Source organism: Paenibacillus sp. F4 (genome assembly GCF_002894905.1).
GTDB classification, from domain to species: domain Bacteria; phylum Bacillota; class Bacilli; order Paenibacillales; family Paenibacillaceae; genus Paenibacillus; species Paenibacillus polymyxa_B.
Window position 1 is genome coordinate 335,482 of the sequence record NZ_POVS01000020.1, and the last position, 21,408, is coordinate 356,889.

Annotated in this window: 19 protein-coding genes; all 19 read left to right on the top strand. The window is 47.6% G+C overall.

The genetic code is table 11. The features are described 5' to 3' along the window. Positions 1–4: 4 nt before the first annotated feature. Complete coding sequence (gene cobA / locus C1T21_RS24905; RefSeq protein ID WP_103050161.1) at positions 5–1,561, top strand: uroporphyrinogen-III C-methyltransferase; 1,557 nt, start codon at positions 5–7, stop codon at positions 1,559–1,561. A 47-nt stretch (positions 1,562–1,608) separates the two neighbouring features. Then, a complete protein-coding gene (gene hemB, locus C1T21_RS24910) occupies positions 1,609–2,607 on the top strand; it encodes a porphobilinogen synthase (protein ID WP_103050162.1) in 999 nt (332 codons plus the stop codon). 30 nt (positions 2,608–2,637) lie between these two features. Then, positions 2,638–3,942 carry a glutamate-1-semialdehyde 2,1-aminomutase gene (gene hemL / locus C1T21_RS24915; protein ID WP_103050163.1) on the top strand — a complete coding sequence of 435 codons (1,305 nt, stop codon included), beginning with the start codon at positions 2,638–2,640 and terminating at the stop codon, positions 3,940–3,942. Next, positions 3,939–4,853, top strand: coding sequence for an RluA family pseudouridine synthase (locus tag C1T21_RS24920; protein ID WP_103050164.1), 915 nt, complete (start codon positions 3,939–3,941; stop codon positions 4,851–4,853). Before hemL ends, C1T21_RS24920 begins: the two co-directional genes overlap by 4 nt. Before the next feature lie 126 nt (positions 4,854–4,979). Continuing rightward, complete coding sequence (locus C1T21_RS24925; RefSeq protein WP_103050165.1) at positions 4,980–6,308, top strand: LysM peptidoglycan-binding domain-containing protein; 1,329 nt, start codon at positions 4,980–4,982, stop codon at positions 6,306–6,308. A 409-nt stretch (positions 6,309–6,717) separates the two neighbouring features. Then, on the top strand, positions 6,718–9,384 hold the full coding sequence (locus C1T21_RS24930; protein ID WP_103050166.1) for a valine--tRNA ligase: 2,667 nt from the start codon (positions 6,718–6,720) through the stop codon (positions 9,382–9,384). A 36-nt stretch (positions 9,385–9,420) separates the two neighbouring features. Next, positions 9,421–10,797, top strand: a complete 1,377-nt coding sequence (locus tag C1T21_RS24935; RefSeq protein WP_103050167.1) for a bifunctional folylpolyglutamate synthase/dihydrofolate synthase — start codon at positions 9,421–9,423, stop codon at positions 10,795–10,797. 6 nt (positions 10,798–10,803) lie between these two features. After that, on the top strand, positions 10,804–12,183 hold the full coding sequence (gene murC, locus C1T21_RS24940) for a UDP-N-acetylmuramate--L-alanine ligase (RefSeq protein ID WP_013311605.1): 1,380 nt from the start codon (positions 10,804–10,806) through the stop codon (positions 12,181–12,183). Positions 12,184–12,348: 165 nt separating this feature from the next. Continuing rightward, complete coding sequence (locus tag C1T21_RS24945) at positions 12,349–13,614, top strand: SPOR domain-containing protein (RefSeq protein ID WP_103050168.1); 1,266 nt, start codon at positions 12,349–12,351, stop codon at positions 13,612–13,614. Positions 13,615–13,735: 121 nt separating this feature from the next. Continuing rightward, complete coding sequence (locus C1T21_RS24950) at positions 13,736–13,978, top strand: DUF4321 domain-containing protein (RefSeq protein WP_023989955.1); 243 nt, start codon at positions 13,736–13,738, stop codon at positions 13,976–13,978. A gap of 22 nt (positions 13,979–14,000) precedes the next feature. Next, positions 14,001–14,609: a Maf family protein gene (locus C1T21_RS24955; protein WP_061828812.1), complete on the top strand. Its 609-nt coding sequence runs from the start codon at positions 14,001–14,003 to the stop codon at positions 14,607–14,609. 13 nt (positions 14,610–14,622) lie between these two features. Beyond that, positions 14,623–15,315: a RadC family protein gene (radC, locus tag C1T21_RS24960; RefSeq protein ID WP_103050169.1), complete on the top strand. Its 693-nt coding sequence runs from the start codon at positions 14,623–14,625 to the stop codon at positions 15,313–15,315. A 105-nt stretch (positions 15,316–15,420) separates the two neighbouring features. Further along, complete coding sequence (locus tag C1T21_RS24965) at positions 15,421–16,455, top strand: rod shape-determining protein (RefSeq protein ID WP_013311600.1); 1,035 nt, start codon at positions 15,421–15,423, stop codon at positions 16,453–16,455. A 55-nt stretch (positions 16,456–16,510) separates the two neighbouring features. Beyond that, positions 16,511–17,332 (top strand): rod shape-determining protein MreC, encoded by an 822-nt coding sequence (gene mreC, locus C1T21_RS24970; protein WP_023989952.1) that lies wholly within the window; start codon positions 16,511–16,513, stop codon positions 17,330–17,332. Continuing rightward, positions 17,332–17,862: a rod shape-determining protein MreD gene (mreD, locus tag C1T21_RS24975; RefSeq protein ID WP_023989951.1), complete on the top strand. Its 531-nt coding sequence runs from the start codon at positions 17,332–17,334 to the stop codon at positions 17,860–17,862. Before mreC ends, mreD begins: the two co-directional genes overlap by 1 nt. Positions 17,863–17,944: 82 nt before the next feature. Then, positions 17,945–18,607, top strand: coding sequence for a septum site-determining protein MinC (gene minC / locus C1T21_RS24980; RefSeq protein ID WP_013311597.1), 663 nt, complete (start codon positions 17,945–17,947; stop codon positions 18,605–18,607). 3 nt (positions 18,608–18,610) lie between these two features. Next, entirely contained in the window at positions 18,611–19,408 is a 798-nt protein-coding gene (gene minD / locus C1T21_RS24985) for a septum site-determining protein MinD (RefSeq protein WP_061828810.1), read from the top strand. A gap of 254 nt (positions 19,409–19,662) precedes the next feature. Then, a complete protein-coding gene (locus tag C1T21_RS24990) occupies positions 19,663–20,508 on the top strand; it encodes a peptidoglycan DD-metalloendopeptidase family protein (protein WP_103050170.1) in 846 nt (281 codons plus the stop codon). Next, positions 20,501–21,379 (top strand): M50 family metallopeptidase, encoded by an 879-nt coding sequence (locus C1T21_RS24995; protein WP_103050171.1) that lies wholly within the window; start codon positions 20,501–20,503, stop codon positions 21,377–21,379. The genes C1T21_RS24990 and C1T21_RS24995 overlap by 8 nt, the downstream gene beginning before the upstream one ends. Positions 21,380–21,408 lie beyond the last annotated feature (29 nt).

The window sequence follows — 21,408 nt, forward strand, 5'->3', positions numbered from 1 at the left end:
TAGCATGGCAGGAAAAGTATATTTGGTAGGTGCAGGACCCGGAGACGCAAGATTAATTACGGTCAAGGGTTGGGAATGCATTCAATTGGGCGATGTCATTGTGTACGACAGACTGGCAAGCCCGCGTCTCTTGGGATTAATGAAGCCAGGTGCCCAAAAAATCTATGTCGGCAAGTTGCCAGATCGTCACACTATGAAGCAAGAGGAAATTAATCAGCTGCTGGTGGATTTGGCCTTGGAAGGCAAAACAGTTGTTCGTCTTAAAGGGGGAGACCCCACTATATTTGGACGAGTCGGCGAGGAAGCTGGGCTACTGCGTAAACATGGTATTTCCTATGAAATTATACCCGGCATCACATCAGCAATCAGTGTGCCCGCCTATGCGGGCATTCCAGTCACACACCGGGATATGGCCTCATCGCTGTCTATCATTACAGGTCATGAAAGTCCCGATAAACTCGACAAAAGTATTCATTGGGATAAAGTGACGAACGCAACGGGCACACTGATCTTTATGATGGGTGTAGCAAAGATTGGCTATATCAGTGAACAGCTGATAAAACACGGCAAGCCGTCAAATACTCCTGTTGCCTTGATCCGTTGGGGGACCCGCGCCGAGCAGGATACGCTGGTGGGTACGCTGGCGGATATTGAAGCTAAGGTGAAGGCTGCGAATTTTCAACCTCCCGCCGTCATCGTTGTCGGAGAAGTGGTCAATCAACGTGAACAGTTAAAATGGGCTGAGGACATGCCTTTGTTTGGCAAGCGGATTTTGGTTACTCGCGCGCGTGCGCAGGCCAGCAGTCTGGTTCACCGGATTGAGGAGCTTGGCGGCGAGCCTTATGAATTTCCAGTTATTCAGACGGTCGCCCCTTCGGACGAGTCAACCAAACAGGAAATTAAAGAGGCATTTGCGCGACTACCTGAATATGATTGGGTGTTTTTTACCAGCGTTAATGGAGTTGAATACTTTTTCACGCACTTAAAGGAACAGGGCAAGGACGTACGCATGCTGTTCAAAGCACGTATTGCCGCAGTCGGACCGGCTACAGCAGCCGCGCTTCGGACGCACGGAATTGTGGCAGAACAGATCGAAGGCCCTTTTCAGGCAGAAGGCTTGCTCGAAGGGTTTGAGCAGGATTTGCAGGCAGGGCAGAATGTATTTCTCCCAAGAGGTGATCTAGCTCGGCCTTGGCTGCCAGAAAAGCTGAGAGAGATGGGGCTTCATGTGACCGAGGCTGATTTGTATCAAACTGTGCTGGCAGCCAACACACAGGATGACGAGCTCCTCAAGCTGCTTGAGGAACGAGCCATTCACGCGATTACGTTTACGAGTTCCTCAACCGTCACCTTTTTTCTGGAAGCGCTCAGACAAATGGGAATCCATGATCCGTTGTCGCTGCTGGAGGGAGTTACGATTGCTGTGATAGGTCCTTTGACCGGTGAGACAGCTACCCAAGCCGGTTTGACTGTGAGTTTTATGTCAGAGAAGGCAACCATTGAAAGTCTGATCCAATCGTTATGTGACTGGAAACGATCAAGTACTCTTATGACATTATAATTTTTTGTTTTTGCTAATGAATGTATAAAAAATGGAGGTTTGTATTCATGAGTGTTCCTTTTACTAGACATCGTCGTTTGCGCCAGTCAGCTGCAATCCGCAGTATGGTGCGTGAGACGGTATTGAATCCCGCTGATTTTATCCAACCGATCTACGTAACATTTGGCATTGGGGTGAAACAGGAAATTAGCTCTATGCCAGGTGTATACCGTTTTTCTCTGGATCGGCTGGAGGAAGAACTGAAAGAGATTAGTGAGCTTGGCATTCCCGCCGTGCTCCTGTTTGGCATACCGGAAACAAAAGACAGTGTAGGGACTTCGGCTTTTGTGGACGATGGTATTGTTCAGGAAGCTACTCGTTTGATCAAGTCGCGTTATCCCGAACTGCTGGTTGTGGCTGACACTTGTTTGTGTGAGTTTACGGACCATGGACACTGCGGTATGGTACACATGCATGAGCATGATGGTGAGATATGCGGTGAAGTATTGAATGATGAATCTCTAGAGGTGCTGGTACGTACTGCCGTTTCTCAGGCCAGAGCTGGTGCGGATATTATCGCGCCATCTAATATGATGGACGGTTTTGTACAGGCGATTCGGCAGGGGCTGGATCTGGAAGGCTTTTCACATATTCCGATTATGTCGTATTCCGTCAAATATGCGTCTGCTTTTTATGGTCCTTTCCGGGAAGCCGCAGATTCTGCGCCGCAGTTTGGTGACCGCAAATCCTATCAGATGGACCCTGCCAATGCACGTGAAGCATTGCGAGAAGCGGAGTCTGATGTGCTGGAGGGTGCGGATATGCTGATGGTGAAGCCTTCTCTTTCTTACCTGGATGTGATGCGCACGATTAAGGATCAATTTGATCTGCCTATGGTGGCTTACAACGTTAGTGGTGAATATGCCATGGTCAAGGCAGCCGCTCTTCAAGGCTGGATTGATGAAAAAGCAATGGTGCTGGAGATTCTGACAAGCATGAAGCGTGCGGGTGCAGATATGATTATTACCTATTCGGCCAAGGATGCGGCAAGATGGTTGAAGCAATAAGTCTATTTTCAGAAGATAGGAGTGGTCAGATTGATCGACGAACAACGAAAAGTGCGCAAGGATGCGCATTCCAAAGTAGCCTTTGATGAGGCAAAACAATACATTCCAGGTGGCGTAAACAGCCCGGTACGGGCTTTTAAATCTGTTGGGATTACACCTGTATATATCGACCATGGCGAAGGATCGCGCGTATATGATATTGATGGTCAATCCTATTTAGACTATGTATGTTCATGGGGACCGCTTATTATGGGCCATGCACATCCCGAAGTGGTTAAAGCTTTACAGGCTGCTGTTGTAAAAGGAACCAGCTTCGGCGCACCGACGTTGGCAGAAACCGAAATGGCCAAGCTCGTATGTGAGCGTGTTCCTTCTATGGATATTGTACGTATGGTTAACTCCGGAACTGAGGCGACTATGAGTGCGATTCGACTCGCACGCGGATTTACGAGCCGTAGTAAAATTCTTAAATTTGAGGGGTCATATCACGGTCATGCGGACAGCTTGCTGATTAAAGCAGGCTCTGGTGTTGCGACATTAGGCTTGCCCGATAGTCCGGGTGTACCTGAAGTCGTGGCCACCCATACCATCACCGTCCCTTATAATGATTTGGCTTCGGTGAAGCTAGCTTTTGAGAAATTTGGCGAAGAGATTGCCGCAATTATTGTCGAGCCAGTAGCAGGCAATATGGGAGTTGTACCGCCACAGCCTGGATTTTTGGAAGGTTTGCGTGAGGTAACCCAGCAATACGGAAGTCTGCTGATTTTTGATGAAGTGATGACTGGATTCCGGGTTGGACTTCATTCGGCTCAAGGTCGCTTTGGTGTGACGCCGGATCTTACCTGTCTGGGTAAAGTGATTGGTGGTGGACTCCCTGTAGGTGCTTACGGCGGACGTCGCGATATTTTGGAGCAGATTGCTCCATCGGGACCAATTTATCAAGCGGGTACGCTTAGCGGAAATCCGCTGGCTATGGCAGCAGGTTATTCGACACTTAAATTGCTGACGCCAGAAGTATACGATCGCCTGGAAGAGCGGGCAGCAAGGCTTCAAGCCGGATTCGAACATAATGCGAGCGAGCTGGGGATCCCTGTCACGATCAATCGCGTGGGTTCCATGGTTTGTCCATTTTTTACAGAAGAAAAGGTTGTCAATTTTGACACAGCTAAAACGAGTAATCAGGACCATTTCCGCCGTTACTTTACTGAAATGGTAAATGAGGGAGTCAGTGTGGCACCCTCTCAATTTGAGGGGATGTTTGTGTCGGGCGTGCATACGATAGAGGATATTGATGCCACCATTGAGGCGAACTATCGCGCGCTCAAACGTCTATGAGCTGGCAAGGTGGTTGGAAAAGAAGAGGACCGTGGCTGGAAGTCACGCCAGGACGGGAAATCACAGACGGGGAAAAAAACCGCACTGATGCTGTAGATCAGTGGTTGCTGAATCGTTTGGAATTACCGGAAAAGCTGTGGCGCAGACTGCGTCATGAAAAAGAGATTGAACTTACAGGGGACCGGCTGCGGCTGGCCCTTTTTCCTGTAATGAATCTTGGCATCACCCCTCGTTGGTATGATTTAAAGGTACTGTATGAAGATGATTTTTGCCTGGTAGTGCATAAACCAGCAGGTATGGCAGTACATCCGGACGGAGCTGTGCAGGATGGTCCGCTGACGTTGGATCATGCTGTCGCATCCTACTATGAGGTGAATGACATTCATGCGGCGGTACGGCATGTACATCGTCTGGATGTGGATACGACGGGCCCAGTGCTATATGCCAAAAATGAATTTGCGTTGCTCAAGCTGGACGAGCAAATGAGAGCTAAGGATATCGGCCGCAGGTATGTAGCTTTGGTACGAGGGAAAGTACCTCCATCGCTGCGAACGTTGGATTGGCCGATTGGCAAGGACAGGCATCATAAGCAGCGCCGTCGTGTATCTCCGACTGGGCAAAAGGCGGTTACCCATATTGAACTCGGGGAAGTATGGGGAAGCGGTCCAAGTGCAGTGAGTCTCGTATATCTGACGCTGGAGACAGGCCGGACGCACCAGATTCGCGTACATCTTAGTCATGCTGGCTACCCGTTGCTTGGGGATGTATTATACGGGGGTCGTGCTACTGATTTTGGCAGGCAGGCGCTGCACGGAGAGCGTCTTACCTTCTGTCATCCGCTGAGTGGCGAAACGATTACCGTGGAGGATGCTTGGCCGGATGATTTTCAAAAGCTGCACAAACAGCTATAAAAGATGGCATGCCTTCTATTTTGGCGCATATACTTGAACCTAGAAACGGTTTGCAATATGGAGTTTCCGTGCGCCTGACCAGAAGTCAGAGGATGTGCGGAGACTGCCCAAAGGAGGATGCCATCCTTGAACAAACAACAGAATGATCAGCCGCAAGGCTTGCGTTTTGATATTTATGAACGCATTCATTTGACGGAGGAAGCTGCCGGGATTGCTGAGTTGGAGGAAATTGAGCTTCTGCCACGCATTCAGGTTGTAACCCACGGCGACCATGCCGCTTTGCGAGGGCATTTGCTGCTGGAGGGCGTGTACCGCACACCTGAACAGATCACGAGCGAGCTTCATCATTTGATCCCTGTGGAAATTACCATTCCGCTAAACCGCGTAGGGAGATTGGAAGATATCTCTGTCGAGATTGAAAATTTTGATGTGGACCTGCTTTCTTTACGTAGTCTAAACATTACAGGCGTTCTTTCTTTGCATGGCGTGGAAAGCTCGCACGCGGAGGAGACGGCGGTTTGGCTGGATGAGGAATTTACCGTAGTGCATGCACCTGAGCATCCGGTTCAATCCCTTTCCGCCGATGGAGAGCATCATGCAGAGGCCTATTCTACCAATGACTCGTCCTCCGATTACGTTACAGATCCTGAAACTTCCTACAGAGCGCCAGCACAACAGGAATCCGTTTCTTGGGAACAGCCGTCTGAGCACCATGAGGAACAGAAGTCATCGTCGGAACAGCAAGCTTATGAGTCGGCAGTAGATCCTAACCGATTCTATGAACCTTGGACGGGCAAAGCAGTTGAAGACAGCTCTCCCGAGGTCAAGCATGAGCATGGGTCTCCGGAAGTGTGGGGATTTCAGCAAGAGGAAGCATGGGCAGGTGGGAATGAGCCCAAAGTATCTTCCGCATCTCCTAATGTAGTATATGATCCTTTGCTGTCTGAACCGCATCCTGACACAGAGTCCGAGGTCTATCTGGAGCCACAGTTGGAAGCGAGTCAAGTAGATAACTTCGACTTCAGGCCTGAAGCGTCAGAACAGGTGAACCACGAGGCCCATGACACCTTTACTGAGGATAAGCCAGAGATGCGTGTAGCGCTCAACAGTAAAAAGGATGAAGGGGCAGACGAGCCAGACCCGGTAGTCTACTCATCATTGCTCCAATCCAGCCGTTCGGTGAAGGAAGCCGAATACCAACAGCAGTTGGAGCAGGAGCCGCAGGATCAGGATCAGAAAGCCGAAGAAGAGCGGGAGAATGCCAAGTGGAAGAACCTTTTTTTTCATACACAAGATGAAACACCTTTTCGCAAGGTGCGGTTATGCATCGTACAGCGCGAGGATACACTGGAAACCATAGCTGACCGTTATCAGCTCAGCACACGTGAGCTTCAACTGTATAACAGATTGGCGGAGCATCATGTGGAAGAAGGACAGGTATTGTACATCCCTTGATCCGGTTGCTGAAAAATGCACAGCGGGTGTTGACTATAGTCAATGGGAAATGTATGATGTGGTATAGTTATTGAAAGACTGAGATCGGGAAGAGTAGGCAGCAAGCCCTTCAGAGAGTGGAATTGCAGCGCTGTGAGGTTCCGCAGGAAGCTACTGGCCGAAGTCACCCGGGAGTCGCCTGTTTGAACGGTTCCTCATTTAATTCCTACGGAAGATAAGAGGTTCACGGTAGAATAAGGCCGGTCCGCAACCGTTATCTGCATAAAGTGTCACACCATGTGTAATGGATCAGGGGATACATACACTAGGGGTGAAACAAAGGTGGTACCGCGAGAGAACAGCCTTTCGTCCTTTGAGGATGAAGGGCTTTTTTTATTTGCCAATTGAAAAATCATGGAGGTATCCTGATATGTCAGAACAAGACAACAAGACAACCTTGGAAATGCCAACAACGTACGATCCAAAATCAGCAGAGCAAAAATGGTACAAAACGTGGATGGAAAAGGGCTATTTCCGCGCCGGGCAACATCCAGAGGCAGAGCCTTTTACAATCGTTATTCCACCACCGAATGTTACAGGTATGTTGCATATTGGACATGCTCTTGACTTTACTTTGCAGGATATTATTATTCGCGCCAAGCGGATGCAGGGTTATGATGCCTTGTGGCTGCCAGGGGCAGACCATGCGGGTATTGCTACCCAAACAAAGGTAGAGCAAAAGCTGCGTGAAGAAGGCCTGACACGTTATGATTTGGGCCGCGAGAAGTTTTTGGAGAAAGTGTGGGAGTGGAAGGAACTTTATCTGGATAATATCCATAACCAATGGGAAAAGATGGGTTTTTCTCTCGATTATTCTCGTGAGCGTTTTACGCTGGATGAGGGACTGTCCCAAGCAGTACGCGAGGTATTCGTTACACTGTACAAGAAGGGTCTGATTTATCGCGGTAAACGCATCATTAACTGGGACCCTGCTGCACGTACTGCATTATCGGACATTGAGGTGGAATACAAAGAGGTGAACGGAAATCTGTATCACCTGCAATATCCACTGAAAGACGGTAGCGGATTTATTACGGTAGCCACTACACGTCCTGAAACGATGCTGGGCGATACAGCTGTAGCTGTACACCCGGAAGATGAACGCTACAAGCAAATGATCGGCAAAACGCTTGTGCTCCCAATCATCGGACGGGAAATTCCGGTCATTGCGGATGACTACGTTGATAAAGATTTCGGTAGCGGCGCGGTTAAAATTACACCGGCTCACGACCCGAATGACTTTGAAATGGGACAACGTCACCAGCTGCCACAAATTACGGTGATGGACGAAACGGGAACGATGAATGCCGAAGCAGGCAAATATCAGGGCCTTGATCGTAGCGATTGCCGTAAGCAAATCGTCGCTGATCTGAAAGAACAGGGCGTACTGATTCGTATTGAAGAGCACGTACACCAAGTAGGCCACAGCGAGCGTACAGGTGTAGTTGTAGAACCTTATCTGTCCACACAATGGTTTGTGGAAATGAAGCCTCTGGCAGCTAAAGCCATTGAAGTGCAGAAGGCTGGCAACGGCGTAAACTTTGTACCGGATCGCTTTGAACGTACTTATCTGCATTGGATTGAAAATGTGCGTGACTGGTGTATTTCCCGTCAATTATGGTGGGGACACCGTATTCCGGCTTGGTACGATGAAGAAACCGGAGAAGTTATTGTATCGGCGGAGGACCCTACAACTTTGCCTGAGTATGCTGGCAGAAAGTTAAAACAGGATGAGGATGTGCTGGATACTTGGTTCAGCTCGGCTTTGTGGCCGTTTTCGACACTGGGCTGGCCTGAGCAGACAGAGGACCTCAAACGCTACTATCCGACTAATGTCTTGGTTACAGGCTATGACATTATTTATTTCTGGGTATCGCGTATGATTTTTACCGCGTTGGAGTTTACGGAAGAGATTCCGTTCAAGGACGTACTTATGCACGGGTTGGTTCGTGATGCGGACGGTAGAAAAATGTCCAAATCCCTCGGCAACGGTGTCGATCCGCTCGACGTGATTGACCAATATGGTACCGATGCCATGCGTTATATGATATCCACCAGTAGCACGCCTGGGCAAGACCTTCGTTTCCGCTGGGAGCGAGTGGAGCAGGCCCGTAACTTTGCCAATAAAATCTGGAATGCGTCACGCTTTGCGCTGATGAATCTGGAAGGCGTCACATCGGCAGATATAGACATTACTGGTGACTTGAGTACCGCTGATCGTTGGATCCTGCATCGTCTAAACGAAACTTCACGCGACATCACGCGTCTAATAGATGCTTATGAATTTGGCGAGACAGGCCGCCTTCTGTATAACTTTATTTGGGATGATTTGTGCGACTGGTACATCGAGTTTGCGAAGCTTTCCCTATATGGCGACAATGCAGAGGCGAAAAAGAAAACGCAGTCCGTACTTGCATATGTATTGGATCGGACACTGCGCATGATTCATCCGTTCATGCCGTTTATTTCTGAGGAAATATGGCAGCATCTTCCGCATGAGGGAGAAACGATTACACTGGCAGCTTGGCCTGTTTATGATCCGGCTTTTGAGGATAAGGATGCAGTTGCAGAAATGAATTTGCTGATCGACGTAATTCGCGCTGTGCGCAATATCCGTGCTGAAGTCAACGTGCCGATGAGTAAAAAAATTGAATTACTCATAAAACCCGGTGATCAAGCCGTTCTCGATATCATTAACCGCAATGGGGAATATGTACGTAGATTCTGTAATACGTCTGAATTCGACGCGGGATTAGAATTCACCGTTCCAGATAAAGCGATGACATCTATAGTTAGCAGCGCAGAGCTATACCTGCCGCTGGCCGGACTGCTTGATATTGCCCAGGAAATTAGCAGACTGGAAAAAGAACTTCAGCATTTGAACAGTGAAGTGGAGCGCGTGGAGAAAAAGTTATCTAACCAAGGCTTTGTGGCGAAGGCACCAGCTAAAGTCATCGAGGAAGAGAAGGCCAAGCAAGCCGATTACTCAGATAAGCGCGCTAAAGTTATCGCACGTATTGAAGAACTCAAGGGATAATTTCACTCACAATAAAATGACCTGAAGGTGAAGAGGATGTCAGATACGATCAGGGGCGGAGACACGGCTCCTTTACAAAGCTATGATGAAGCAGTGGAATGGATTAACGGCTTGATTCCGTTTGGTATCAGACCCGGATTGGAACGAATTGAACAGCTAATGAGTAAGTTGGGTGATCCGCAACGACATCTGAAATTTGTGCATATTGCGGGAACCAACGGTAAAGGCTCAACTTGTGCCTTTCTGACCTCTGTGCTACTGAAATGTGGGTACGATGTCGGAACTTTTACGTCTCCATACATCACGCGATTTACGAACCGCTTTCAATTCAATGGGACCGATATTCCCGATGAAACGCTGGTTTTGCTTGCCAATCGCTTGTATCCGTTGGTGAAAGAAATCGCAGATAGTGAATTGGGATCACCTACGATGTTTGAGGTATCGACAGCGTTGGCTATTTTATACTATGCTACGGTATCTTTCCCAGATGTTGTGGTATGGGAGACAGGTCTCGGGGGAAGGATGGATGTAACTAATATCGTGAATCCAATCCTCTCGGTTATTACGAATGTCGGCTATGACCATACGGATATTTTGGGAGATACGCTCGAACAGATTGCAAGGGAAAAGGCCGGTATCATCAAACCGGGTGTACCTGTCGTCAGTTGTGTTTCCCAACCCGAGGCTATTCAGGTCATACGTGAAACGGCGACAAAGCAAGGAGCTACCTTGTACCTAGCAGGAGAACAGTTTACGTATGAACGGCTAAATGGGGATGAAACAGCTCAGACCTTTTCATTTGCGGGGCCCTTCCGACATATGGAAATTGACATCACGTTGTTAGGAGAGCACCAATGTTCTAATGCGGCAGGAGCTATGATGGCACTTGAGGTCCTACGTCAGTATATGGCTTTTGTGTTGGATGATGCAGAATTGCTGGAGGGCTTTAGGCAAACTGCCTGGGCAGGGCGTCTCGAACAAGTCAGTACCTCGCCGAGGATTGTCCTTGATGGAGCTCATAATCCAGAAGGAGCACAGACGCTGGCCAAGAGTCTTCCTCAAGTGTATTCGTACAAAAAATTGGTTTTAATGATGGGGATGCTGTCAAACAAGCATCATGAAGCATACTTGCAGCATATACTGCCACTAGTGGATACGCTTATCCTGACCGAGCCCGATTTTCGCCGCAAAATGAATGCCGCTGAATTGGCTCATCTCGTGGAGAAGCTGCGGCCGTCTTATGCCAAAACGGATTTAAAAATAATTGTAGAAGGTGACTGGAAAAAGGCTCTTGGCCTGCTTCAGTCACATACGGAAGCGGAAGATCTGGGGGTGGTGTCCGGCACGCTGTACCTTATTGCGGATGTACGGGCTACCCTTATGTATCAAACCGATTCGGAAAAAGGTTGGTGAAATTTGTTGATTACTTCGGAACATGTTCATTTTATCGGTATCGGCGGCTACGGGATGAGCGCGATTGCTCGGGTCATGCTGGAGATGGGTTATACCGTGACTGGCTCAGATGTGGCATCACAGGAGCTGACAGAAAAACTGGCGGCAAAAGGCGCGAAAATATATATTGGACACACGCCTGAGCATATTGCAGGCGCGGATATCGTCGTCTATTCAACAGCATTGTCACGTGACAATGTGGAGCGGGTGGCAGCGGAGGAATTGAATATTCCAACTCTGCATCGTTCGCAGATGCTGGCTCGCTTGCTTAACGAACGTAAGGGCATAGCTGTTGCGGGTGCGCACGGTAAAACGACAACATCTTCCATGATCGCTCTGGTTATGGAGAGGTGTAACGTTGATCCAACGTATATTATTGGCGGCGAAATCACGAATTTGGGGACGAATGCCAAAGCAGGTAAAAGCGAATTTGTCGTTGCTGAGGCGGATGAGAGTGATGGTTCTTTCCTGCAATATCATCCTTGGCAAGGCATTGTAACCAATATTGAGGCGGATCATTTGGAAAATTACGATGGCGACTTTAATCGTCTGAAAAGTGCCTATGTACAGTTTTTGAGTCAAATTCGACCGGATGGAGCGGCTATTGTATGTGCAGATGATCAGAACATCCGGGAAATGCTGCCTCAACTCCAGACTCGGGTCATTACTTATGGAGTGGAGCATGAAGCGGATTATATGGCGACAGATATCCAATTAGGTGACCGTCGATTAAGCTTCACTATGAGCCGTAAGGGAACAGCACTCGGAACGATCGAACTATCTGTACCGGGTAAACATAACATGTATAATGCGATGGCTACTGTGATTTCCTGTTTGGAAGCAGGGATTCCATTCGATCAAATCGCTGCTACTATTGTAGAATTTCACGGAGCGAAGCGTCGTTTTCAAGTACTAGGTGAAAGCAATGACATACTGATTATTGATGACTATGCACATCACCCAACAGAGATTGAGGCTACGATTAGCGCAGCGAGAGCGACTGGCAAGCGTATTATTGCTGTATTCCAGCCGCAACGCTATAGCCGCACCTTTTTCCTACTCGATGCGTTCAGCCGCGCGTTTAGCGAGGCTAGTGAAGTCATCATTACCGATATTTATTCACCAGCGGGAGAAAAACAGATTGAAGGCGTGCATTCTTCCAAGCTCGTGGATTTAATCGTCCAAAACAGCAATGCTAATGCAATCTATTTGCCGACCAAAGAAGCCGTGATCGAGGAGTTGAAAGATCGGTTACAGCCGGGTGATCTTGTGCTGACGATGGGAGCGGGAGATATCTGGAAAGCAGGTGACGCGTTAGCGCGCCATCTTCGCGGACAGCAAGTGTAATACGTATAAAAATGGGCTGTTACGCAATGAATTACATTTATTCAAGGGTATTCCGAACACGACTGTGTTTCGGGATACCCTTTTTTGTAATGCTGGGGCATATATTCTTAGCTTGACTCATACAACAGACTATGAGGAAGTATGGGACAAGGAGGGAGTGCATCCATGAACAAGACCAAGATGACATTCCGGTTCGACCAACAGTTGCCGGAGACAAGCCGGGAGGATAAGCTACAGGTGCTTCCGTACAAAAACGAGTCGATTACGAACGAGCAGCGTGAAACGATTAGAGATAAGGGGTTATATCAAAAAGCTAAGCTTCATCAAGCTGATAACCCGCAAAAAGGAACGGAACGGATTAGAGGAATGAAGAAAAATACTGTAACTACGCAAGAAGCCGAGCTCAATGAGCCTGAGGATCTGAATAAACGCATTTCAAGTCGGCGCTTTGCTCCAACATTAAGAGTACAAGAGGGATGGGATGACCCCTTTGGCCGTTCGGCGGCTTCCTGGTCAGATGCGGACGTTCTACCAGACAGCCTGGAAGAGGATGAGGAAGCTTATCATTCTGTCCAAGAGTACAGAAAGCGTCCGCCCCACCCTTCTAGATGGAAACTGGTTGGCTCTGTAGCCAGCGCGCTGGTGACCGGAGGCATGTTTGGATATATTATGTTGCTACTGTTTAACGGAGGAGGAATGGTCCCGGGATCAGATCCTTCAGTAGAGGAGGCTGTACCGGTCTTTAAAGAATCTGTTGGTGTGGATGCAATATCTGCAAAAGAGAATTCTGTCCCTGTCACTGTCATAGAGGCTCAGGTACCTCCACAAACCTACTATTTGCTGCAATATGGGGTTTTCAGCACTCCAGAACGGGCCTTACAAGCAAAAGAAGAACTGTTGAAGGCAGGCATTGCAGTAGGAGGGGATACCGAGGACCAAAACCGGGTATATGCAGGAATATCACCGGATAGGGAGCAAGCCAAGTTGCTCAGCAATCAGTTGAAAACACAAGGAGTCGAATTGTATGTTCGTGAGCTTGAATTGCCTGGATTCGAAAAAGCGGCTTACGGAGGCGAAGGTGATAAACTCACTAGCTTTTTTCAGTTAAGTAGTTCATTGGTGGGTAAGTTGAGCGGACTTTCCTCAACCTTGCTGGGAGAAGGAGGTCCGAATACGGTGCCAGCCTCCGACATGAAGGAGCTGAACGACCTGCATCAGCAGTGGACACAAAATATCACTGCACTTCCTACCGGTCTTCCAAAGGAAGCGGTTGCCTCCGCAACCTCACTTGAAAAGGCGATGAACAGTGCGATCTCTGCACTTGGGGAATATAATAAGAATACAGCCAAGGAACACATTTGGGAGATTCAGTCCTCCATGATGGAATATGTTTTGCGTGAGAAGGAATTTATCCAATTCATAAAACAATAGACTAACCATATTTTCCGGCAAGGAACTGGAAATAGTTCCCCATGCCGGATTTCTGTTTGTATTGCAGTACAAATCACCGTATAATAATGAAGGTGTCAAAAAATGGCGAGGGAAGATCAGGATGAAAAAAAATGTAGGAATGCTTATACTGTTTTTGTTGCTCGGTTGGCTCTTGGGTGCATGGATTGCCAAAGCCCTTCAATCGATCAAGTTCCTTTCCTTTCTGACCCACCCCACTAGGATATCCTGGTCGCCGAGAGCGGACCTGGATATTATCAGCTACAACATAACGATAAATTTTGAATTGAGCCTGCTTAGTCTGATCGGCATTATTGCCGCGTTCTGGCTGTACCGCAGGCTCTAACTGATGAAAAGGAGCTTCCCTTATGGACGGGAAAATTACGCCCCGCATTATTCTGGCATCGACTTCACCAAGAAGGAAGGAATTGCTCGCATTTTTGAGACTCCCCTTTGAGGTGGTGCCGAGTCATGCGGATGAGAGCACGCCTGAGAGCTGGACGCCTCAGCAAATCGTGGAGACCCTTGCGGCACGTAAAGCCGAAGCGGTCGTGAACACCGCCACTCAGTCGAAGGAAGCCGGACTGGTGATTGGCAGTGATACCATTGTCGTGCTGGATGGTTCGGTATTGGGCAAGCCTGCCGACCATGCGGACGCGGTTCGCATGCTGACTGCATTGCAGGGAAGGACACACCGTGTGTACACCGGGGTAGCCTGCATACATACCGGAACCGGCGAAATGCTTGTCAGACATCGCCAAACGGAGGTTACAATGAAGCCTCTGAGTCAAGAGCAAATTGTGGCATACGTGAATACTGGTGAACCGTCTGATAAAGCAGGAGCGTATGGCATTCAAGGCATGGGTGCTACGCTGGTGGAATCTATTCAGGGTTGTTATTTTAACGTCGTAGGATTGCCGCTTTCCTTGCTGTCGGACATGCTGTCCGATTTTGGAGTGAATGTGTTGCGTCCATAAAGGGGATAAACATATGCTGGAGTCGCCAATACTGATGCTTCGCGACCTCCCCCATGAAGAACGACCAAGAGAGCGCATGATGACATATGGGGCGGATGCCTTAAGCAACGCGGAGTTGCTGGCAATATTGCTGCGTACAGGAACGCAAAATGAGTCTTCGGTGCATTTAGCGCAGCGTATTTTGCAGCAGGCAGGAAATTTGCGTCAACTGGTGGATATGAGCTTGAACGAGTTGACCCAGATTAAGGGCATTGGGGATGCTAAAGCGATACAGCTAAAAGCGGGTATCGAACTGGGGCGTCGATTAGCATTGTCTCGCCATTTGGAGACCCCGGTGATTAGTTGCCCGCGGGATGTGGCAGATCTGCTGTTTGAGCAGCTTCGTTATTTGCAGAAAGAGCATTTTGTATGCTTGTTCCTTAACACTAAAAATCATGTCATTGCTCAGGAAACACTATCTATGGGTAGCCTGAATTCTGCCATCGTGCATCCTCGTGAAGTATTTCGGGCAGCAATCAAATGCAGCAGTGCTTCAATAATTTGCGCTCATAACCATCCGAGCGGTGATCCGAAGCCAAGCCCGGAGGATGTTCAGTTGACTCGCCGCCTGATGGAAGCGGGCAACATCGTGGGTATCGACGTGCTTGATCATATTGTGATCGGGGACGGGACCTTTGTAAGTTTGAAGGAACAAGGTCTGATATAATATAATATTTAAATCAAACATTTAAACACGACCGGATAATCCGGCCTGAATAAACCGTTTATACATGGATAACAGATTTCAGGGAAGAGAAAAGGAGATTACATCATGCTGGGTGGCTTTACAAAAGATTTGGGAATAGACTTGGGGACGGCAAACACACTTGTATACGTAAGAGGTAAAGGAATTGTGGTTCGTGAACCATCTGTAGTCGCTTTGCGTACAGATACAAAAACCATTGAGGCTGTTGGTGAATCTGCGAAAAAAATGATCGGTCGCACACCGGGAAATATCCGTGCGATTCGTCCGATGAAGGACGGTGTCATTGCTGATTTTGATACGACAGCAACGATGATCAAATATTTTATCCGTCAGGCGCAAGCCCAACGCTCTTTGTTTCCACGCCATCCGAACGTGATGGTTTGTGTGCCTTCAGGCATTACTGCGGTGGAGCAACGTGCTGTTGAAGATGCGACGAAGCAAGCAGGTGCAAGAGAGGCATATACGATAGAGGAGCCGTTTGCAGCAGCAATTGGCGCTGATCTTCCTGTATGGGAGCCAACAGGCAGTATGGTTGTCGATATCGGTGGAGGTACAACCGAGGTGGCAGTCATTTCCCTGGGCGGGATTGTAACAAGCCGCTCCGTGCGTGTGGCTGGCGATGAAATGGACGAGTCCATCATCCAGTACGTGAAGCGCCAATACAATCTGATGATTGGTGAACGGACTTCAGAGCAACTGAAAATGGAAGTTGGTTCAGCTATGCCATTAGAGCAAGTGGAAACCTCGGAAATCCGCGGACGTGATCTGGTAACAGGTTTGCCGAAGACGATCACGATTACTTCTGATGAAATTAGTGAAGCGTTATCGGATACAGTCAATGCAATCGTGGATGCGGTCAAAGTAACACTGGAAAAATGCCCTCCCGAGTTGGCAGCGGACATCATGGATAGAGGAATCGTACTAACTGGTGGTGGAGCACTTCTGCGTAATCTGGACAAGCTGTTGGCAGGTGAAACCGGAATGCCGGTGATCGTAGCGGAAAATCCTCTGGATTGTGTGGCAATCGGTACAGGTAGAGCGCTGGAAAATATTCATTTGTTCAAATCGCGCAGCAGTTCTGCCGTCCGTTCCAAACGTTGAATCGGGGGTGTAGGAACTGTTTAAGCTGTTTGGCAATAAAAGACTATTTGTTCTATTGATCGGAATCGTTCTGTTTATTGCCCTTATGGGGATTACACTTGGACAGAGAAATTCCTTAACCTGGCCCGAGAAGTTCGCCAGAGATTCAATTGGCTTTGTGCAAGGTATCTTTTATAGGCCCGCTTCAGCAATAGCGGGCTTCTTTGAAGATATCGGAAATATGCGCAGCATCTACGAAGAAAATGAACGGTTAAAAATTGCTGTAGCAAAGCTGACTCGTGACCAGATTCAGACCCATAATTATGTTGAAACAAATGCCAGACTGCAGAATGAACTGAAGTTCACCCAAACGCAAAAAGCGAAAAATAATTATGATTATCGTGTTGCTCAAGTGAACAGTGTCAGCAATGATTCCAAAACGCTTGTGATCGATATTGGTGAGAAGGACGGAGCGAAGGTTGGTCAGGAAGTCAGTTCGCTTGAAGGATTTGTAGGAGTCATTAGTCAAACGGGGAATTTTACGTCCACCGTTACACTGTTGACTACATTGGATCCTAAAAATCCGAATTCTTATGCCATTGCAGCGACAGTCTTGGGCAAGGAAAATCAATCGTTTGGTATGATTGAAAGCTATGATCCGGGTACGAACAGATTTCAAATGACTCGCATTGAGGAAAAAGATCCAATCGCAAAGGGTGATCAGATTATTACGTCTGGCGCAGGCGGGAAATTCCGCAAAAACCTAATGATCGGAACGGTAGAGAAGATTCAGGTTGGGGAGTTTGGCAAAACACGGACAGCGATTATTAAGCCAGCAGCCAGCTTTGTGGATTGGAAAGAATTGCTCATCCTCTACACTCCTGAGGTGCCGGAATAATGAAGATGCGCGGTCAGGTTCTAATACTGCTGCTGTTTGTACTGTTTATAGCTGAAGGGACGATTCTTCCGTGGCTTCTTCCGGATAGTTGGCATTCAAGAATGGTTCCGAATTTTGTGTATGTCGTGATCTTGTTTGTGTCTGTGTATTACAGTCGTCATACAGCATTGGTGCTAGGTATTGTTTTTGGACTTATTCATGATGTAGTGTTCTACGGATTTATCATTGGACCTTATTCTTTTGCAATGGGGTTGTCTGCATACTTATTGGGGCTTGTTTTTACAGCTCGACGTGCGCAGATGCCCATTATGATGGCAGCCGTGTTGATTGGTAGTTTCCTGCTGGATTCTATGCTATTTGCCATTGATCAGCTGTTCCAGCTGAATCATCAGACTTTCAATTGGGCACTTGCTCAATATATGATTCCTGATTTATTTATCCATTTTCTGTTCGCCCTCATCATTTATGTCCCAGTTCGCAAGCAATTGCAGCGTTTGGGTACCCGTGTGAAAAAGGAAGAGGCCGTCTAGGTCTTTTTACACACATTTTGTCCGGGTTAGCAGGGATTTGACGTCCCGGGGACGAAATGATTGAGATAGGAGGGACAGGCTAATGGCGGTGAAATCGAATCATGTCACGATTAAAGGCATCAAAGATGGCCTGGTATTCCTGCTGGACGATCAATGCGAGTTTGAGGATTTGCTGGGTGAGCTGCGTTTTAAGCTGGAGCACAGTCATCAAAATATTTTAACAGGCCCGATCATTCATGTGGATATTAAGCTGGGAAGCCGAGAAGTGACAGAGGAACAGAAGGAAAGTATTCTGGAGATCTTGAAGCAAAAGGGGAATCTGCTCATCAGGTCTGTAGAATCACCTGGACTGCCTGTGGAAGTGCAGGGAAAGCCCCCTATTCACACGGTGACAGGGATTATCCGTTCTGGTCAAGTGCTTCATCACAATGGGAACCTACTCTTTTTGGGAGATGTAAACCCGGGTGGAATTATAACATGTACTGGTGATATTTATGTCCTCGGCGCTTTGCGAGGCATGGCGCATGCAGGGATGGAGGGAAATAGTGAAGCGATTATTGCGGCTTCCTATTTTGCACCCACACAGCTGCGAATTTCCGAAATGATCAGCCGTCCACCAGACGAATGGGAGACACGTGAATCCGGTATGGAATTTGCGTATCTCAAGGATGGCGCTATGCAAATAGATAAAATGAGCAATATTGTGCGTCTGGGCCGCGATTTTAACGTGTTCAAAGGGGTGTAGCACATGGGAGAGGCTATCGTCGTCACTTCAGGAAAAGGCGGCGTCGGCAAAACGACGACGTCAGCCAATATAGGAACAGCGCTTGCATTGCTCGGCAAAAAGGTATGTTTGGTGGATACGGATATCGGTTTGCGTAATCTAGACGTTGTGATGGGTCTGGAAAACCGGATTATTTATGACCTTGTTGATGTAGCGGAAGGTCGTTGCCGTTTAAATCAGGCACTGGTTAAGGACAAGCGTTTTGAGGAGCTGTATATGCTGCCAGCCGCTCAAACCAAGGACAAGAGTGCTGTTACGCCGGAGCAAGTTAAGGATATTATTTTGGAGCTTAAAAAGGATTTTGAATATATATTGATTGACTGCCCTGCGGGTATTGAACAGGGCTTTAAAAATGCCATTGCCGGGGCCGATCAGGCCATTGTTGTGACCACCCCGGAAAATGCAGCCGTACGCGATGCAGACCGGGTAATTGGTTTACTCGAAAGCTCACATGTGGTATCACCCAAGTTGGTGGTTAACCGCATTCGCAATAGCATGGTTAAATCCGGAGATATGTTGGATATTGATGGGATTTTACAAGTGCTTAGCATAGACCTTATTGGGATTGTGCCGGATGATGAAATGGTAATTAAAGCCGCTAATACAGGGGAGCCTACCGTTATGAATCCAGATTCACAGGCCGCGATTGCTTATCGTAACATTGCGAGACGAATCTTGGGCGATACAGTGCCACTCATGCAGCTGGACCAAAAGAAAAGCGTGATGACACGCTTTAAGAAGTTTTTTGGTATGGGTGGATGAGAAAATTGTAATACTAGACACTTAAATAAGTAGTAATCTTATTTAAGTGTTTTTGGTTTTTCTTTTTAAATTCCTATAATACGGTTTCTCAAAATTTAGGGTCACTACATAAATATCATAAATACAAAACATATCCGGTGCGCTAGCGCCGGTTTTTTTGATTTTTAGGTGCGTAATCCCGAACCGGACAACATAAGTTGAAGCCCGTCCTCATAAGATGTATCAAACATACCTCGCTGAGGGGGCTGAACAGGATGAATAAAAATTCCGGAATCAAGCAGCGCAGAGAAGAACGTATACAGCAGCTAATCGCGGGAAGCAAAGCGGAGACGTATCCCTCTGGCATATATCAGAACAGGCACGGGGATAAAGATATGAAGTCGATGCCTATAGTCAGTGCCAGCTCGCCCAGAGACCCAGAAACTGAGTGGAAAAATGAACGGCAACGCTGGCAGCAATCTTTTGGGACGAATCGTGGTCCGTCTTTTTGGACTTCCTTTTGGCGAAGATCAGTCATAGCAACGGTGTTATTTGGAATGGTATGGGGAATGTTTCGTTGGGATATTCCCTATGCAGTGAATTTGAGAATGTTTATTGCGGATGCCTTGAATAAGGATATGGATTTTGCAGCCGTCGGACAATGGTATGAAACTTATTTTGACGGAGCACCTTCCTTTTTGCCGATTTTTGGCGAGGAGCATGAAACGCACAAGGTAGACGCAAGTCGAAAGGGCTCTCCACCGATTGAAGGCAATATAACACAGCCTTTTGTACTGAGTCTTAAAGGGGTAGAAATTACGCCGAATGTTACCGATAACGGGGCAATCGCTGTTAAAAGTATAGATGCAGGTCGAGTATTAGACATATTAAATCATCCCAAAAGCGGGATTTCGGTTACAGTTCGACACACTGGCGGTATCACAGCAACTTACGGAAGGCTTTCCCGCTCTACCTTAAAAGTGAACGACTGGGTTCAGGAGGGAGATGAGATCGGTGTACTGCCAGCAAGTCACAGCGGCAGCGAGGCGGCAACTTTGTTTTTGGCAGTTCAGAGAGGGGATCAATACATTGACCCGTCGGAAGTGGTAGCCCTTGATTAATGTCCGAGGGGTGACCTTATCACTACATCCACTGTTTGTATTGGTTATGCTGACCTCTATATTAACTGGACATTTTATCGAGATCATAACTTTATTTACATTGGTGTTTATTCATGAGCTAGGTCATGCGACAGCTGCTTCGTTGTTGGGCGCGCGGGTGCTTTCCATACAGATGTTACCCTTTGGAGGAGTGGCGGTCATTGAGGATCAGGGGAAGCTCAATGCGTGGAAGGAGATTGTCATTGCGCTAGCGGGGCCCCTACAAAACGGAATCATGATCATCATCCTTTTGTGGTTCAGAAATGTGAGTGGGCTGGAGTATGATTATGTAAATTATATCATTCAGGGGAATGCAGTTATTGCACTGTTTAATTTGCTGCCCATTTTACCACTTGATGGTGGGAAAATATTGCAGGCACTGATTAGCTTATCTTGTTCTTATCACCGCACATTAGTGTGGACTTTTAGAGCCAGTATCGTAACGAGCCTGCTATTTTGTATATATGGTATTTCGCCGTTGTTAAGGCAAAATGGACCTGTCCATTTAAATCTGCTGGCGGTAGGGATTTTTTTGCTTTATTCTAATATTGTGGATTATCGGAATATCCCTTACCGTTTTATACGGTTTTTGCTGGGGAGGGACGAGCTTTTTTACCGCGAAGTAGCTAAGGGGAGTATTGCCTTACCTATTGTATCCCTACCAGTGAAACATTTGGAGCCTATTTTGCGTCTTTTCAGAAGAGATCGGTATCATATGGTTTATGTTATGAATGAACAAGGACGGATTGTAGCCGTACTGCCGGAGCAACGTCTTATTCGCTCTTATTTTGCGACACGCCCGCCAGATGGTGGAGAACCCAAGCCCAAATAATGTTTTATGTGTTAAGGAAGAGGCTGTAT

Coding starts and splice junctions, on each gene's coding strand:
- C1T21_RS24930 (WP_103050166.1), top strand. CDS start 6,718: ATGTCAGAACAAGACAACAAGACAACCTTGGAAATGCCAACAACGTAC.
- C1T21_RS24950 (WP_023989955.1), top strand. CDS start 13,736: ATGAAAAAAAATGTAGGAATGCTTATACTGTTTTTGTTGCTCGGTTGG.
- C1T21_RS24965 (WP_013311600.1), top strand. CDS start 15,421: ATGCTGGGTGGCTTTACAAAAGATTTGGGAATAGACTTGGGGACGGCA.
- cobA (WP_103050161.1), top strand. CDS start 5: ATGGCAGGAAAAGTATATTTGGTAGGTGCAGGACCCGGAGACGCAAGA.
- C1T21_RS24990 (WP_103050170.1), top strand. CDS start 19,663: ATGAATAAAAATTCCGGAATCAAGCAGCGCAGAGAAGAACGTATACAG.
- C1T21_RS24935 (WP_103050167.1), top strand. CDS start 9,421: ATGTCAGATACGATCAGGGGCGGAGACACGGCTCCTTTACAAAGCTAT.
- hemB (WP_103050162.1), top strand. CDS start 1,609: ATGAGTGTTCCTTTTACTAGACATCGTCGTTTGCGCCAGTCAGCTGCA.
- minD (WP_061828810.1), top strand. CDS start 18,611: ATGGGAGAGGCTATCGTCGTCACTTCAGGAAAAGGCGGCGTCGGCAAA.
- C1T21_RS24955 (WP_061828812.1), top strand. CDS start 14,001: ATGGACGGGAAAATTACGCCCCGCATTATTCTGGCATCGACTTCACCA.
- mreD (WP_023989951.1), top strand. CDS start 17,332: ATGAAGATGCGCGGTCAGGTTCTAATACTGCTGCTGTTTGTACTGTTT.
- minC (WP_013311597.1), top strand. CDS start 17,945: ATGGCGGTGAAATCGAATCATGTCACGATTAAAGGCATCAAAGATGGC.
- C1T21_RS24920 (WP_103050164.1), top strand. CDS start 3,939: ATGAGCTGGCAAGGTGGTTGGAAAAGAAGAGGACCGTGGCTGGAAGTC.
- radC (WP_103050169.1), top strand. CDS start 14,623: ATGCTGGAGTCGCCAATACTGATGCTTCGCGACCTCCCCCATGAAGAA.
- C1T21_RS24945 (WP_103050168.1), top strand. CDS start 12,349: ATGAACAAGACCAAGATGACATTCCGGTTCGACCAACAGTTGCCGGAG.